The organism is Methylobacterium sp. 391_Methyba4 (assembly GCF_029691625.1).
GTDB lineage: Bacteria > Pseudomonadota > Alphaproteobacteria > Rhizobiales > Beijerinckiaceae > Methylobacterium > Methylobacterium fujisawaense.
In genome coordinates this window covers 1,867,959-1,882,752 of the sequence record NZ_CP121475.1, presented here as the reverse complement: position 1 = coordinate 1,882,752, position 14,794 = coordinate 1,867,959, and the positions used below count along the sequence as shown (strand labels likewise).

13 protein-coding genes and 1 tRNA gene are annotated in these 14,794 nt (G+C 72.3%); 5 read left to right on the top strand and 9 right to left on the bottom strand.

Annotation, left to right across the window (positions count from 1 at the left end):
• Window positions 1–115: 115 nt before the first annotated feature.
• The 8 genes from P9K36_RS08890 to P9K36_RS08855 form a co-directional block, all read right to left on the bottom strand.
• Window positions 116–1,657 (bottom strand): hypothetical protein, encoded by a 1,542-nt coding sequence (locus P9K36_RS08890; protein WP_052083592.1) that lies wholly within the window; start codon window positions 1,655–1,657, stop codon window positions 116–118.
• Complete coding sequence (locus tag P9K36_RS08885) at window positions 1,657–2,337, bottom strand: ATP-binding cassette domain-containing protein (RefSeq protein WP_052083591.1); 681 nt, start codon at window positions 2,335–2,337, stop codon at window positions 1,657–1,659. The genes P9K36_RS08890 and P9K36_RS08885 overlap by 1 nt, the downstream gene beginning before the upstream one ends.
• Window positions 2,338–2,342: 5 nt before the next feature.
• The gene (locus P9K36_RS08880; RefSeq protein WP_051976367.1) at window positions 2,343–3,269 is read right to left on the bottom strand and encodes a putative selenate ABC transporter substrate-binding protein; all 927 of its coding nucleotides are present in this window, start codon (window positions 3,267–3,269) and stop codon (window positions 2,343–2,345) included.
• 177 nt (window positions 3,270–3,446) lie between these two features.
• Entirely contained in the window at window positions 3,447–4,772 is a 1,326-nt protein-coding gene (locus P9K36_RS08875; RefSeq protein WP_043389442.1) for an adenylate/guanylate cyclase domain-containing protein, read from the bottom strand.
• On the bottom strand, window positions 4,772–6,196 hold the full coding sequence (hflX, locus tag P9K36_RS08870) for a GTPase HflX (protein ID WP_043389440.1): 1,425 nt from the start codon (window positions 6,194–6,196) through the stop codon (window positions 4,772–4,774). The genes P9K36_RS08875 and hflX overlap by 1 nt, the downstream gene beginning before the upstream one ends.
• Window positions 6,197–6,480: 284 nt before the next feature.
• Window positions 6,481–6,732, bottom strand: coding sequence for an RNA chaperone Hfq (gene hfq, locus P9K36_RS08865; protein WP_007563033.1), 252 nt, complete (start codon window positions 6,730–6,732; stop codon window positions 6,481–6,483).
• 200 nt (window positions 6,733–6,932) lie between these two features.
• Window positions 6,933–8,297 (bottom strand): sigma-54 dependent transcriptional regulator, encoded by a 1,365-nt coding sequence (locus P9K36_RS08860; RefSeq protein ID WP_012318476.1) that lies wholly within the window; start codon window positions 8,295–8,297, stop codon window positions 6,933–6,935.
• Window positions 8,294–10,768 carry a PAS domain-containing sensor histidine kinase gene (locus P9K36_RS08855; protein ID WP_182592906.1) on the bottom strand — a complete coding sequence of 825 codons (2,475 nt, stop codon included), beginning with the start codon at window positions 10,766–10,768 and terminating at the stop codon, window positions 8,294–8,296. The genes P9K36_RS08860 and P9K36_RS08855 overlap by 4 nt, the downstream gene beginning before the upstream one ends.
• 307 nt (window positions 10,769–11,075) lie before the next feature.
• On the opposite strand from P9K36_RS08855, the gene P9K36_RS08850 reads away from it, so the two are divergent.
• From P9K36_RS08850 to P9K36_RS08840, 3 genes are all read left to right on the top strand, one after another.
• Window positions 11,076–12,137, top strand: a complete 1,062-nt coding sequence (locus tag P9K36_RS08850) for an oxidoreductase (protein WP_278306917.1) — start codon at window positions 11,076–11,078, stop codon at window positions 12,135–12,137.
• 125 nt (window positions 12,138–12,262) lie between these two features.
• A tRNA-Sec gene (locus P9K36_RS08845) sits at window positions 12,263–12,355 on the top strand.
• Window positions 12,356–12,565: 210 nt separating this feature from the next.
• Window positions 12,566–12,838, top strand: a complete 273-nt coding sequence (locus P9K36_RS08840; RefSeq protein ID WP_043356670.1) for a hypothetical protein — start codon at window positions 12,566–12,568, stop codon at window positions 12,836–12,838.
• A gap of 25 nt (window positions 12,839–12,863) precedes the next feature.
• On the opposite strand, the gene P9K36_RS08835 is transcribed toward P9K36_RS08840, so the two are convergent.
• Window positions 12,864–13,268: a hypothetical protein gene (locus P9K36_RS08835; protein WP_043356668.1), complete on the bottom strand. Its 405-nt coding sequence runs from the start codon at window positions 13,266–13,268 to the stop codon at window positions 12,864–12,866.
• Window positions 13,269–13,437: 169 nt separating this feature from the next.
• Between P9K36_RS08835 and P9K36_RS08830 the strand changes: the two genes are divergently transcribed.
• Both P9K36_RS08830 and P9K36_RS08825 read left to right on the top strand, forming a co-directional pair.
• The gene (locus P9K36_RS08830; protein WP_043356667.1) at window positions 13,438–13,674 is read left to right on the top strand and encodes a DUF4170 domain-containing protein; all 237 of its coding nucleotides are present in this window, start codon (window positions 13,438–13,440) and stop codon (window positions 13,672–13,674) included.
• Window positions 13,675–13,843: 169 nt separating this feature from the next.
• Window positions 13,844–14,788: a ribose-phosphate pyrophosphokinase gene (locus P9K36_RS08825; protein ID WP_043356665.1), complete on the top strand. Its 945-nt coding sequence runs from the start codon at window positions 13,844–13,846 to the stop codon at window positions 14,786–14,788.
• Window positions 14,789–14,794 lie beyond the last annotated feature (6 nt).

Below are 14,794 nucleotides of genomic sequence, written 5' to 3'. Positions count from 1 at the left end.
CGGGGCGCCCGGGTTTCACGGTCCCGGTCCGGTGCAGGCTTCGGGCGACCCGGGTTCGGTTCGCGCCGCGGATCGCCGGCCGGCGCCCCGTCCGGGCCGGCGTCACCGATCCCGCTCAGGTCGGCTCCGCCCCGGTGATCGGCTGCGGCCCGGAGAGCCGGGTCGGCAGGGCGTCGATCCGCAGGGACCGGCGCAGGGCCCGGGAGAGGGCGTCGACCGCCACCGTCACCAGGGCGGTGGCGGCGATCAGCACCACGGCCACGTCGAGGCGCAGCTCCGAGATCGCCGCGTCGACGTAGAAGCCCAGCGTCGTGACCCCCAGGATGCCGAAGATCGCGCTCTCCCGCAGGATCAGCTCCCAGCGGTAGAGCAGGTAGGCCAGGAACTGGCCGTAGAGGCGCGGCACGGTCTCGTAGGCGTAGAGATCGAGGCCCCGGGGCGCGTCGGCCCGGTAGGGGATCGCGTCGGCGTGGCGGCCCATCAGGTAGGCGACGATCCCGGCATTGTGCAGCGAAAGCGCCAGGATCGCCGGCAGCATCGAGGGGCCCAGGAGCTGCAGGCCGAGATAGGCGAGCACGTATTCCGGCGTGGAGCGCACCACCACCAGCAGCACCCGCCCGAGGGGCCGCCCGATCGGTCCGGCGAAGCGCCGCGCGGTCAGCGGGAACAGGACCAGCGCCCCGAGGGCGGTGGCCACCAGCGCGATCTGCGCCAGGATCAGGGTCTGCGCGGTGCCGGGCAGGACCTGCCCGGCGAGGATCGGGCGCAGCCAGGACCAGAGCCGGACCCAGGTCTCGGGCTCGGCGAGGGCGGCGTCCCGGAGCGGCGCCGGCACGATGTCGTGGCCCAGGAAGCGCGCGAGGCTCGGGCCGATCGCCGCGCTGCCGACGGTGGGCGGCAGCGCCAGCACGGATCCGACGAGGAGGAGAGGCAGCGTCCGGGCCCGCACCCAGAGCCGCCGCGTGCCGATCAGCGCGTAGAAGATCAGGAGCAGCGCCCCGGCTTCCGCATAGCGGCCCTGGCGGAAGGCGGATTCGAAGGCAAAGCCCATGGTCGGCAGGCCGATGAAGCCGAGCACGAGGCTGGAGCGCAGGCCGCATTCCAGGCGATAGAGGGTGTAGTCGCGCATCCGCCCGGCCACCTCGGGCAGGCGGGCGTACAGGAAGGCCGAGACCGCGCCGGTGCCCGCGGGCAGGACCCGGACGGCCGCGAGGTCGGCCTCCTCGATCAGCTCGGCATAGACCTTGGCGCAGATCCCCGCATAGGGCAGCGCGATGGCGAGCACGCCGGTGGTCGCCGAGAGCCCGAAGACCTGCATCAGCAGCAGGGCCCAGAACAGCTCGTGGACGGCGCGGACGCCCGCGCAGGCGAGCCGGACCGTGCGCGAGCGGGCGAAGGGGATCGCCAGCAGCAGCCCCGTCCCGGCGCCGAGCCCGACGCCGAGCATCGCGAAGGCGACGGTATAGACGACGCTCCAGCCCTCCACCGCGGGGAAATCGGGCCGGATCAGGCCGCCGAGGAGGCGGGCGAGGTCGGCCAAGGGGTGGAGCGTCGTGACCTGCAGGTCCGCCACCAGCAGGCCGGCGAGCGCCGCGGCCAGGAACCAGCGGCTCACCGCCGCGTAGCCGGGCCGCGGCAGGAAGGCGGGGCTGCGCATCAGGCGGCCGCGTAGAACGGGCTGAGCCGCGCCGGATCGAGGCCCGCCGACGGGGCGTCGAGGACGATCCGGCCGGCCTCCAGCACCACGATCCGGTCGGTCTGGGCGAGGGCCAGGGCCACGTCGTGCAGCGCCAGGATCAGGGTCTCGTGGCTGCGGGCCAGCTCGGTGAGGATCCGCGCGCCCTGCTGGCGGTCGAGCGCCGAGACCGGCTCGTCCCCGACCAGGATCGGCCGGCCGTTGTAGAGGGCGCGGGCCACGGAGACGCGCTGCTGCTGGCCGCCGGAGAGTTCGCCGGCCCGGGCCCAGAGCCGGTCCGCGAGCCCGACCCGGTCGAGGACCGCTTCCACCGCGGCGACGTCCGCCCGGGCCGGCCGGACCAGGGTGCGCAGGTTGTGCAGGGTCGAGCGCCGGTCGAGGCGGCCCATATAGACATTGTGGAACACCGAGAGCGGCCGCACGAGGGCGGCGGCCTGGGGCACCAGCGCCACCTGCTCGGGCGCCTGGGCGTGGATCAGGCCGATCAGAGTCGACTTGCCCGCCCCGGAGCGGCCCATCAGCGCGACGCGCTCCCCCGCCCGCACGGTCAGGTCGAGGCCCGAAAGCACCGGACGCCCGCCATAGGATGCGGAGGCGTTCCGGAGGACGATGGCCGCTCGGGCTTGCGCGCCGCTCGCCACGGACGTCAGTCCAGCAGGCCGGTGGAGCGTCCGACCGCGACGAGGGGCTCGTAGGCGGCGTTGGTCACGGGGATGAACTTCGAGCGCCCGAACGGCTCCAGGATCGCCGGGTCGGTGATGCCGACGAGCGCCCCCCGCAGCCTCTCGGTAAAGCCGGCGCCGTAGGTCTGCTCCACGTCGCCCCGCACGGTCCACTGGTAATCGGGGAAGGCCGGGCTCTCCCAGATCACCGAGACCGCCTGTCGGTCGACCTTGCCGGCCTTCGCGTCGAGGTCCCAGACCGAGTAGTCAACGGCGCCCACCGCGAAGGCGCCGGACTGGACCAGCTGGATGGTGCGGCTGTGATCCCCCGAGAAGCCGACCCGGGCAAAGACCTGCTCGGGGCTCTGCCCCGGGAAGGCCTGCCGGATGAAATACTCGGGCATCAGCCGCCCGGAGGTCGAGGCGCGGGCGCCGAACGTGAAGGTCTTGCCCGCGATGTCCTTCGGGAAGGCCTTGTCGGGCTTCAGCCCCGTGGCGGCGTTGGCGATGAGGTAGGTCTTGAACGCCGCGTCCTCGGCGCCCTGCGCGATCGCCTGGGCGCCCGGCACGGCCTTGCGCGCCTGGACGCCCGTGAAGCCGCCGAACCACGCGAGCTGCACCTGCCCGTTGGTGAAGGCGGTGACCGCCGCCGGGTAGCTCTTCACCGGGATGTAGCGCACCGGCACGCCGAGCTTGGCCTCCAGATAGGCGGCGACCTTGCCGAAGCGCTCGACCAGGCGGCTCTCGTCCTGATCGGGGATGCCGGTGAACACGAGGGGCGGGAGCGCCTTCGGGGCTGCCGTCTCCTGCGCCCGCACCGGCCCGGCGCCGGCCAGGGCCGCCAGGGCTCCCAGGGCGAGCCGCCCCAACCATCCCGATTCCCGCTTCGATCCCCGCTTCGATCCCAGCATCGTTTCCTCGTGGCACCGTGCCCACGCACGGTGGGCTGACAATCCGGCGGACGTAGCAGAAGACGCCCGGCCCGCCAGCCTCAATCCGCGCGATTCCGGCACCCTGCGGCGTCGGAATCGGCCGGCCGAGACCGAACGCGATCGGCGCGCCGCAGTCCCGGTCCTGCCCGGGCCGCCTCAGGCGCCCGGCGCCACCGTGATCGCCGCCAGGGTGAGGGGCTCCGGCAGGGCGGCGTCCGGCACCGGCACGGCCCGGATCCCGGCCGGGAGCACGCCGCCGAGCAGATCCAGAAAATCCCCCGAGGCGGCGAGCTCGATCTCGGCCGCCTTGGCCCGGGTCTCGATCCGCGCCAGGGCGTTCATCGCCGGACCCAGCACCGTGTACTCGGCCCGCACCCCGTCGTCGAAGACCCCGACCAGGAGGTCGCCCGCGTGCAGGGCGACCACGACCCGCAGGGGGAACAGCCCCTCCCGGGCGCGGGACGCGTTGAGGGCGGCGATCCGGTCGCGGATCGACAGGGCGCAGGCAAGCGCCGCCCGGGCCTGGGCGTCGGGGTGGCCGACGACGAACTGCACCAGCACCGCGTCGCCGATATACTTGTCGACGAGGCCGCCCTGCTCCGCCACCGCCGCCTGGGCGGCCGCCCGGACCGCCAGCAGGGCCGTGACCATGGCCTCCGGCGGATGCTCGCGGGAGAGCCGCGAGAAGCCGCGGATGTCGAGGATCATCAGGCAGGCGTGGCGCCGGTGGATGCCGAGGCCGGAATCCCCGTCCTCGGCGGCGAGATCGAGGGCGACCGTGTCGGGCACGAAGCGGGCGAGCTGGGCCCGCTCGTGCTCCATGCGCAGGGCCCGCGCCACCGCCGCGCGCAGGCGGATCATGCCGTCGACCACCAGGAGGCCCGCCGCCATGAAGGTGGCGAGCCCGGTAAGCTGCGCGGTCGGAAACGTCTCGGCGTTCGGGAACAGGTCCGGATGCAGCAGCCCGACCAGGAAGGCCGCGCTCCAGCAGAGGGTGACCACGCCGCAGAACAGCAGGGTCTGCGCCACCCGCATGCTCAGGCCGGTCTGGAGCAGGAGCAGGAAGGCGGGCAGGCGGCTCACCGCGTCGGCGCCGAGACCGGCCCCGCCGCCGGCCAGCATGTGCTCGATGATCACGTAGACGGCGAGACCGGCGTTGAGCCCGGTGCCGGCCCAGCTGTAGACGTTGGCCGCGGGGCCGCCGCCCCGCTCCCGGAGACCGAACCAGACCGTGCCGAGGCCGTAGAAGCCGAGGATGAGCCAGTGGCTCAGGGCATGCAGCGAGCCGTCATAGGCCTGGGCCGCCATCAGCAGCACCAGCACGATCACGATCCGCAGGCCGAGCAGGCGCAGGCCGCCGCCGGCCTGCATGGCCCGCAGCACCGCCTCGTCGTCCGATCCCGGATCCGCCCGGCCCGCCGCCGGCGCCCGCATGGTCTGCAGGCCGGGAAGCGGTGGATTGCCGAAGCTGCCGGAGGCCATCAACCGCCCCGGCCGAGGCGCCGGGCCGCCGCGAAGCGGTTGAGGAAGCGCGGCTCCTTCTCGGGGGCGATCCGGACCGCGAGATGCAGGGTGCCGTCGGCCTCCGACCGGCGGTCGAGGATCTCGGCGTTCTCGTACAGCCAGTTGAGCGCCGCCCCGTCCTCCGGCGGCAGCGCCACCGCGAAGCTCGCGCGGTTGCGCCCGATCCGCGCCTCGATCCGGGCCGTCAGGGCGGCGAGCCCCTCCCCGGTGACCGCCGAGACCAGGACCGGCGCGGCGCTGTCGCGGTCGTTGCGGGCCTTGGCCTGGCCGCTGAGGTTCAGGAGCCGCGTGCGCTCGTCGTCGTCGAGGAGATCGGCCTTGTTCCAGACCTCGATGATCCGGTCCGCCGTGGTCTCGATGCCGAGCTCCCGCAGCACCTCGCCGACATCCTCGGCCTGGGCCTCGGAATCGACGTGGCTGACGTCGCGCACGTGCAGCAGCACGTCGGCCTCGATGGCGTCCTCCAGCGTCGCCCGGAAGGCGGCGATCAGGGGCGTCGGCAGGTCGGAGATGAAGCCCACCGTGTCGGACAGGATCACGGTCTCGCCGTGGGGCAGCTTGGTCGCCCGGGCGGTGGGATCGAGGGTGGCGAACAGCATGTCCTTGGCGGTGACCTCGGCTCGGGTCAAGGCGTTGAACAGGCTGGATTTTCCGGCGTTGGTATAGCCCACGAGCGCCACGATCGGATACGGAACCCGCGCCCGGCTCTGTCGATGCAGGCCGCGGGTGCGGACCACCGCGTCGAGGTCGCGCTCGATCCGGGTCATGCGCTCCTGGATCATGCGCCGGTCGGCCTCGATCTGGGTCTCGCCGGGGCCGCCCAGGAAGCCGAAGCCGCCGCGCTGGCGCTCCAGGTGGGTCCAGGACCGGACAAGGCGCGACTTCTGGTAGGCGAGGTGGGCGTGCTCGACCTGAAGGGTTCCCTCGCGCGTCGAGGCGCGGCGCCCGAAGATCTCCAGGATCAGCCCGGTGCGGTCGATGACCTTGGCGCCCCAGGCCTTCTCCAGGTTGCGCTGCTGCACCGGCGACAGGGCGCAGTCCATCACCACGAGGCCGATCTCCCGGGCGCGGATCAGGCCGGCGATCTCCTCGACCCGGCCCTTGCCGAGATAGGTCGAGGGCCGGATCCGCGGCAGGCTGACGGCGAGGCTCTCGACCACGTCGAGTTCGATGGCCGCGGCGAGGCCGGTGGCCTCGTCGAGGCGGGCCTCCACGGAGCGGGACGGCGCGGCGGCCCCCTGCCCGCCCCCCTGCCCGGCCCCCGAGGCGCCGCGGGCCAGATAGGGGCCGATCACCAGGGTGTGGGTCGCCGCGGCGATCTCGCCCTCGGGGGCGGCCTGCGCCTGGAGGCGGGCTTCGCCGGACGTCAGCGTCTCGCTCATGCAGCCTTTGTGACCGCCGGGAGGCCGGCGGCTTCGTTGGAGAGGTCGGATCCGACAGAATGGGGATGCGGGCGACCTCAGCCAAGATGCCGGGTCAATATGCCGGGCCGGGCCGGGGCGGTGGCGGATATCCGCGACGGCATCGGGAACCAGGCCGCGCGGCGGCATCGGTCCGGAGGCCGCCCTCGCCCCGCGCGACAGCCCCGGACCGGTCCCAGCTTCGGCAGCGGCCTCGGTCGGTCCGATCCGCCGGCCTCGCCCCGGGCGCCCGGGGCGACGAGCCCTCACGCCTTCTCGGCGGTCTCGTCCGGCTCGAACAGCTGCACCGGATGGCCCGGCATGATCGTGGAGATCGCGTGCTTGTAGACCAGCTGCGAATGCCCGTCCCGGCGCAGCAGCACGCAGAAATTGTCGAACCACGTCACGACGCCCTGCAGCTTGACGCCGTTGACGAGGAAGATGGTCAGGGGGATCTTGTTCTTGCGGACATGGTTGAGAAACGTGTCCTGAAGGTTCTGTGCGCGTTCGCCCGCCATCTTCTTAGCCTTCTTGTTGTCCCGGATCGCTCCGTCCGGGATGAGTCGTATGCCGCCGGCCGGATCGTCCGAACACCCGGTCCAGGGCCCATGTATACAAATACCATGACGCCGTGAAAGCGTGGGCGCAAGCAACCCCCGTTCCAGCCGATCCGTGACGGATCGGCCCCGCCCTCAACGCGCGCCCCGGCTCCGGAGCCTCACGGGCCGATGCCCAGGGACTTCAGCTTGCGGTGCAGGGCCGAGCGCTCCATGCCGATGAATTCGGCGGTGCGCGAGATGTTGCCCGAGAACCGCGCGATCTGCGCCACGAGGTATTCCCGCTCGAAGATCTCCCGGGCCTCCCGGAGCGCGAGGCTCATCAGCTTCTCGCCGCCCGCGCCCCCCGGGGTGGTCGGCACCAGGGCGCCGATCTCGGAGGGCAGCATCTCGGAGGTGACCTCCTGCTCCGGGTCGGCCTGGGTCAGGATCATCAGCCGCTCGACGTTGTTCTTGAGCTGGCGGACGTTGCCGGGCCAGTTGTGCGACTGCAGCACCGCCATGGCGTCCTCGGCGATCCGACGCTTGGGCAGGCCGGTCTGGGACGAGATGTTGTCCATGAAGAACTGGATCAACTCGGGCACGTCCTCCCGGCGCTCCGACAGGGCTGGCACCCGGATCGGCACCACCGAGAGGCGGTGGAACAGGTCCTCGCGGAAGCGGCCCGCCGCGATCTCCTCCTGGAGGTCCCGGGAGGAGGACGAGATGATCCGCACGTCGACATGCACCCGGGTCGTGCCGCCGACCCGCTGGAAGTTCTGGTCGACGAGGACGCGCAGGATCCGGTTCTGGGTCTCGCGCGGCATGTCGGCGACCTCGTCGAGGTAGAGGGTGCCGCCATGGGCCTCCTCCAGGGCGCCGACCCGGCGGCCGCTCTCGCCCTCGACCCCGAACAGCTCCGCCTCCATGGTCTCGGGCAGGATCGCCGCCGCGTTGAGCAGCACGAAGGGGCCGTTCGCCCGGGCCGAAGCCTTGTGCAGGCTGCGCGCGGCGAGTTCCTTGCCGGAGCCCAAGGCCCCGGTGATCATCACCCGGGCGTTGGTCGGCGCCACCCGGTCGAGGGTCTGGCGCAGCTGGTTGATGGCCAGCGACGTGCCGACGATCCGGTTGGTGGCGCCGGAGCGCGCCGTCAGGTCGCGGACCTCGCGCCGGAGCCGGGAGGCTTCCAGCGCCCGCTCGGCCACGAGGATCAGCCGGTCGGCCTTGAACGGCTTCTCGATGAAGTCGTAGGCGCCCGCCTTGATGGCCGAGACCGCGGTCTCGATGTTGCCGTGGCCCGAGATCATCACCACCGGCAGGTCGGGGTTGGCGGCCTTGATCAGGTCGAGCACCTGCAGGCCGTCGAGCCGCGAGCCCTGCAGCCAGATGTCGAGGAAGACGAGGTGCGGCCGGCGCGCCTCGATGGCGGCCAGCGCCTCGTCCGAGCCGCCGGCCGTGCGGCAGCGGTGGCCCTCGTCGTCCAGGATCCCGGCCACGAGGTCGCGGATGTCGGCCTCGTCGTCGACGATCAGGATATCGGCGCTCATGCGTGCATCTCCGCGATCCGGGGGGCCGTCGGTGCGGCGCCCTTCTCCTCTGTCGTGACGGGACTCGTCTCGGGGGTCTTGGTGTCGGGACCCGCGCCGGACGGTTCGGGCCCGTGCTCGCGCGGGACCCGCATCCGCACCTGGCCGCCGCGGCCGGCGGGATTGTCGTTCAGCTCGATCCCGCCGCCGTGCTCCTCCAGCACCTTGCTGACGATGGCAAGCCCCAGCCCGGTGCCACCCTCGCGGGTGGTCATGTAGGGCTCGAGGAGCCGCTGGCGCCCCTCGGCGGGAAATCCCTTGCCGTTGTCGGTGACGGCGATCACCGCGAAGCCGTCCTCGACGGCGAGGCTCAAGGCGATCTTGCCCTTGCCGAGCTCGGCCTCCGGCACCTCGGCCACGGCCTCGACGGCGTTCTTGAGGATGTTGGTGATCACTTGGCTGAGCAGCCTGATGTCGAAGGCCGCCACGATCTTTTCGGATCCCCCGGCGCCGCTCTGGGCCGAGAAGGCGAAGTCGATATCCGGATGCGCGACCCGCATCATGAACAGGTTCTGCTTGGCGATCTCGGTGAGGTCGTTCGGCGCGATCGCGGGCTTGGGCATCCGCGCGAAGGCCGAGAACTCGTCGACCATGCGCTTGATCTCGTCCACCTGGCGCACGATCGTGGCGGTGCACTGGTCGAACACCTCCTTGTCGGCGGTGATGACCTTCCCGTACTTGCGCCGGATTCGCTCGGCCGAGAGCTGGATCGGGGTCAGCGGGTTCTTGATCTCGTGGGCGATGCGGCGCGCCACGTCGCCCCAGGCGGAGCTGCGCTGCGCCTGGACGAGGTCGGTGATGTCGTCCAGCGTCACCACCGAGCCCCGGGACGCGCCCTGCGCCTGCTCGCTCGTGACCCGCACCGTGATGGTGCGCTCGCCCCGGGAGCGCGTGAGCTGGATCTGCTGCTGCTGCAGGCTGCGCGAGCGCGCCTCGCTCTCGGCGAGCACGGGGGCGAGTTCGGGCACCGCGCGGGCCAGCGGCTGGCCGACCAGGGCGTCGCTGGCGAGATCGAGCATCCGCTCGGCGGCCGGGTTGGCGATGGTGACGAAGCCCGCCGCGTCGAGGCCGATCACCCCGGGCGAGACCCCCGACAGCACGGCCTCGGTGAACCGGCGGCGGGTGTCGATCAGGTCGCTCGCCGCGATCAGGCCGGCATGCTGGCGGCGCAGCTCCTGGGTCATCTTGTTGAAGCTCTCGCCGAGATGGGCGAGGTCGCCGCTGGTCTTCTTGGTCGGCACCTGGGCGTAGAAGTTGCCCGATGCCACCTGGTCGGCGGCGTTGATCAGCCGCCGGATCGGCGCCACGAACCGGTTGGCGAAGTTCATCCCGAACCAGACGGCCGAGAGCAGCGCGATCAGCGCGATCAGCAGGAACACCGACGCGAAGGTGATCTGGATCGAGCGGCGCAGCGAATCGTAGGTGAGATACTCGGCCGCCGCCGCCCGGGACACGCCGGGGAACTCGATGGCGAGCTGGCTCACCTCCCGCTGCACCATCAGCACGGCGTCGTCGTAGGCCGGCATGCGCAGGAGCGCGGCGAAGACCCGGCCCTCGGTGGGCAGGAGGCAGATCGGGTCGGCCGAGTTGGCCGCGTCCTCGAAGGCCGCCGCCGAGGGCAGGCGGTTCGTCTTCAGGACGTCGATCTTGGCCCGGGCCACCACCTCGGTGGGGCCGCGCATGATCTGCGCCACCGGCAGGCCGAGATTGGTCGCCCGGGTGGTCAGGAAGGTCTGGAACCAGTCCCGGTTCACGTCGAAATTCGGCCGGGCCCGGGTCAGGTCGTCGGCGAGGATGCGGATCTCCCGGGCGAGGCTCTGGCACTGGTTCTCCTGGTAGGCGTCGGCCACCTCCACGGATTTCAGCACCACGTCGCGGACCCGGTCGGTGAAGCCCAGCGACAGGCCCCGGTCGATCGTCACGGACGCCACCACGGCGAGCAGGATCGTCGGCAGGATCGCGATCAGGCTGAACAGGCCGACGATGCGGGTGTGCAGCCGCGCCACCGCGGCGTTGGCCTTGCGGGCGTGCAGGAAGACCCGCGCCTCCCAGGCGATGATGACCGCCAGCCCGAGCACCAGGGCGGCGTTGATGGCGAGCAGGGTCACGCCGTAGGCCGGCGTCGGCGTCACCCGGATCACCCCGGCCAGGATCAGGAAGGTCGCCAGCGCCGAGACCAGGGCGGTGACCACCATGGCCGCGCCGATCCAGCCCGGACCGCGCGGGCCGGGCTGCAGGGATTCCGCCAGGGGCGTCCCGGACGGCGGGGGCGCGTCCGAACCCGCGGGCATACCCGCGTCCCGCTGGTCCGCGGCCTGCTGGCCAGCGGCTTCAGCCGCCCCTTGAGCCACGTCTTGGCCAGCCCCGTCGCCGGCCCTCTCGGGTGCCGGCGTGGAGCCTTCCTCTGTCCGTGGGCGTCTCAGGAACGGCATGACTGGTGCAGGGCCACAACAGTGTGGCGGAATTAATACGAATCCGGGCTTCCGGGCGGCGGATCGGCGGCGCGATCCGTCGCATGCGACCGCCACGACCACAGCCACGACCACAGCCACGACCACAGTCCGGACCGCGGGCCCCGGTCCCGGTGGCCGCCCGCGTCCTCCGGAGCGCGGCGCGCGGCCGGTCCAGCCACGCGCGGACTGCGGGGTGTAGGGTGGCGCGCTGGGACCGGCGGTGCCGGGGGGCCAGAAGTCGGGTGCGGCGGGTCTCGGCGTCGCCCCGGAGAGCCGGGGGCGCGGCATGCAGGCAGGGCAACGGATCAGGGTCGGTCTGATCGGCTACGGCTATTCCGGCCGGACCTTCCATGCCCCGCTCATCGGCGCCGTGGCGGAACTCGACCTCCGGCTGGTCGGCTCGAGCGCGCCCGCCCGGGTCCGGGCCGACCTGCCCGACGTGAGGGTGTCGGCGGATCCGGTCGCGGTGGCCACGGCGGAGGCCGTCGACCTCGTCGTGATCGCCACCCCGAACGACACCCACGCGCCCCTGGCGCGGGCCGCCCTGGCGGCGGGCAAGCACGTCGTGGTCGACAAGCCCTTCACCCTCGACCTCGCCGAGGCGCGCGGGCTGGCCGCCGCGGCGCGGCGCGGGGGCCGGCTGCTGCGCGTCTTCCACAACCGGCGCTGGGACAGCGACTATCTCAGCGTCCGCCAAGCCGTCGCGGAGGGGCGCGTCGGCCGCGTCCGGCACTTCGAATCGCACTTCGACCGGTTCCGTCCGGAGGTCCGCGACCGCTGGCGGGAGGGGCCCGGCCCGGGCAGCGGGATCTGGTACGATCTCGGTCCGCATCTGGTGGACCAGGCGCTCCAGCTCTTCGGTCTGCCCGATCGGGTGAGCGCGCATCTGGCGCGGCTCCGCCCCGGCGCGCAGGCCGACGATTGGGCCCATGCGGTGCTGGACTATCCGGGCCTGCGCGTGGTGCTGCATGCCAGCATGCTGGCCGCCGGCGGATCGCCCCGCTTCCTGGTGCACGGCGAGGCCGGCAGCCTGATCAAACACCGTCCCGACATCCAGGAGCAGCAGCTGCTGGCCGGCGTGAAGCCGGGGGCCGCCGGCTGGGGCGCGGATCCGGACGGGCTGGAGATCCACGACGCGACCGGGCGGGTGGCGCGCGCACCGGCGCTGGCCGGCGACCAGCGCGCATTCTACCGCGCCGTGGCCGGGGCGATCGCCCGCACCCCGGTCGACCAGACCGAGGCGCTGGAGGCCGTGCGGGTGATGGCCTGCCTCGAGGCGGCGCTCACGTCGGCGCGAACCGGGACCTCGGTCGGCCTGACGCGCGCGCCGGACGAGCGGGATCCCTGACCCGCAGCCCCCGACCCGCGACCCCGACCCCGGCCCGCGACCTTTGCGCGCTGGCCCGCCGCCACGCCCGCCTGCCGGCATCCTGGACCTTGACCCGTCCGGCGGCGGCCCGTAACCCCGGTGGTGGAGGCGAACGGGGTCTGGTGGCCCTCCTGGTCTTCAAAACCAGCGGTACGCCAACAGCGTACGGTGGGTTCGATTCCCATCCGCTTCCGCCATTCTTCAGACTGCCTCAACCGACAAATCAGTGTTCGCCTGTATCCAGGCGACACGCGCCGAAAATTTGGCAATACTGATCTGTCGGAACTGTGGGGGGGCCGGTTCGTTTCCCGCGACCGATCCCGTGCTGGTGTCCCCGTGAAGAACCGTTCCGCCGCCACCGTCCCGTTCCCGCCGGCCCCGGCCGGCCGTGCGCGCTGAGGCCGGCCATGCTGAACAGACTCGTGACGCTCCTGCCCTCCGGCGCCCGTGAGGCGCTGCGGACCCTCGCGGCGCGCATGCCGGCACATCTGCCGGCACGCATGCCGGCAGACGTGCCGGTGCGCCCGCCGGCGCCGCAATCCGCGATCCTGCCGGATTTCGACACGCGGCCCGCCGCGATGACGCCGCTGCTTCCCCCCGCCGCCATCAACGACAATCCGCTCCAGGCCGTCCACGAGGCGGTCGAACGCGACCTGCGCGCCAGCGGCCACCTGCGCTGAGGCCGGACCGAGAGGCCCGTCGGGGTCAGCGCTTGGCCGGCGCGGGCGTCTCGGGAATCGTCCCGGGCGCGATCCAGTGGCAGGCCGTGGTGCCGCGCACGCCGGCACAATCGTAGCTCTGGCCGCCCAGGGTCACCTTGTCGACGATGCCGGTGAATTCCGTGCGCGCCAGCGCCGAGCAGCCGAGATGGTCCGCCTTGGGATCGGCCAGATGCGCCGCGGCCGCCGCCGCGCCGTCCCGCATCAGCATCCGGTAATTGGCGAGCGACGGGCAGCCGATCACCGGTGGCCCGCCCCGCCGGTCGGGGGCGCTCCTGTCGGATCCGGCGGCGCGGGGCGCCCGGGGCGCCTGCTGCGCCAGAACCTGCGCCGCGCTGAGGCTGACGGTCACCGCGACGGGGACGAGGAGAGCGAGAGGTCGGCGTGTCATGGTCCGCTCGTAGCATGACGCATCCGAGGCTGCGCATCCGGCGCGGCGCCGCGCCCGGAACCCGGCCGCCGCGCAGACCTGCGGCGGGTTCAGGGCTCGGCTGCGACCATGCAGGCTTGACCGGAGGCCCGCCATTTGCGAGCGCCGCGGAGAAACGTGAGGAGAGGCCATGGCGACGGCGATCGACAGCGACCAGAAGCTGCACCTGGTCTTCGGTGGTGAATTGCAGGATCTCGACGGGGTCCGGTTCCGGGACATCAAGGGCCTCGACATCGTCGGCATCTTCCCGGACTACGCCTCCGCCCAGGCCGCGTGGCGGGCCAAGGCCCAGGCCACCGTCGACAGCGCGCAGACGCGCTATTTCGTGGTGCACCTGCACCGCCTGCTGGAGCCGCCGGCTCCCTGAGCGCCGCCGCAGTACCTGTCGGCGGCGAGTGCTGGGCGGCCGTGAAGGCATTGTGACAGTTCCTGCCCGCTGCTAAGAGCCTCGCCCGTCATCGGATCGTTCCGGCTCCTCGGGAGACCGGTCTGGACAAGAGCGGCGGTAAGGTCCGGCCGCGAGTGAGCGGCCGCCCATGAAATCCTCGATCAAGATCATCGCCGGGAATGCCAGCCGGCCCCTGGCCGAGGCGATCGCGGCCTATCTCGAACTGCCGCTGGCCAAGTGCATGGTCCGGCGCTTCGCCGACATGGAGATCTTCGTCGAGCTTCAGGAGAACGTGCGCGGCGAGGACGTGTTCATCGTCCAGTCGACCTCGTTCCCGGCGAACGACCACCTGATGGAACTGCTGATCATGATCGACGCTGCGCGCCGATCCTCGGCCCGGCGCATCACGGCGGTGATCCCGTATTTCGGCTATGCGCGGCAGGACCGGCGCACCTCCGGCCGCACGCCGATCTCGGCCAAGCTGGTGGCGAACCTCATCACCGAGGCGGGCGCCGACCGCGTCCTGACCCTCGATCTCCATGCCGGCCAGATCCAGGGCTTCTTCGACATCCCCACCGACAACCTGTTCGCCGCCCCCGTGATGGTGCGCGACATCAAGGAGCGGCTGCCGGGCGACAACCGCATGGTGGTCTCGCCCGACGTCGGCGGCGTGGTGCGGGCGCGGGCCATCGCCAAGCGGATCGACTGCCCGCTGGCCATCGTCGACAAGCGCCGCGAGCGCCCGGGCGAGTCCGAGGTGATGAACATCATCGGCGAGGTCGAGGGCCGCTCCTGCATCCTCGTGGACGACATCGTCGATTCGGGCGGCACCCTGGTCAACGCCGCCGAGGCCCTGCTCAATGCCGGCGCCAAGGACGTCTCGGCCTACATCACCCACGGCGTGCTGTCGGGCGGCGCGGTCTCGCGCATCGCCGCCTCGCGGATGAAGGAGCTGGTGATCACCGACTCGATCCAGCCGACGCAGGCCGTCAAGCTCGCCCGCAACATCCGCGTGGCCACCATCGCGCCGCTACTGGGCGAGGCGATCGGGCGCACGGCGACGGAATCCAGCGTCTCCAGCCTGTTCGACTGACGGATC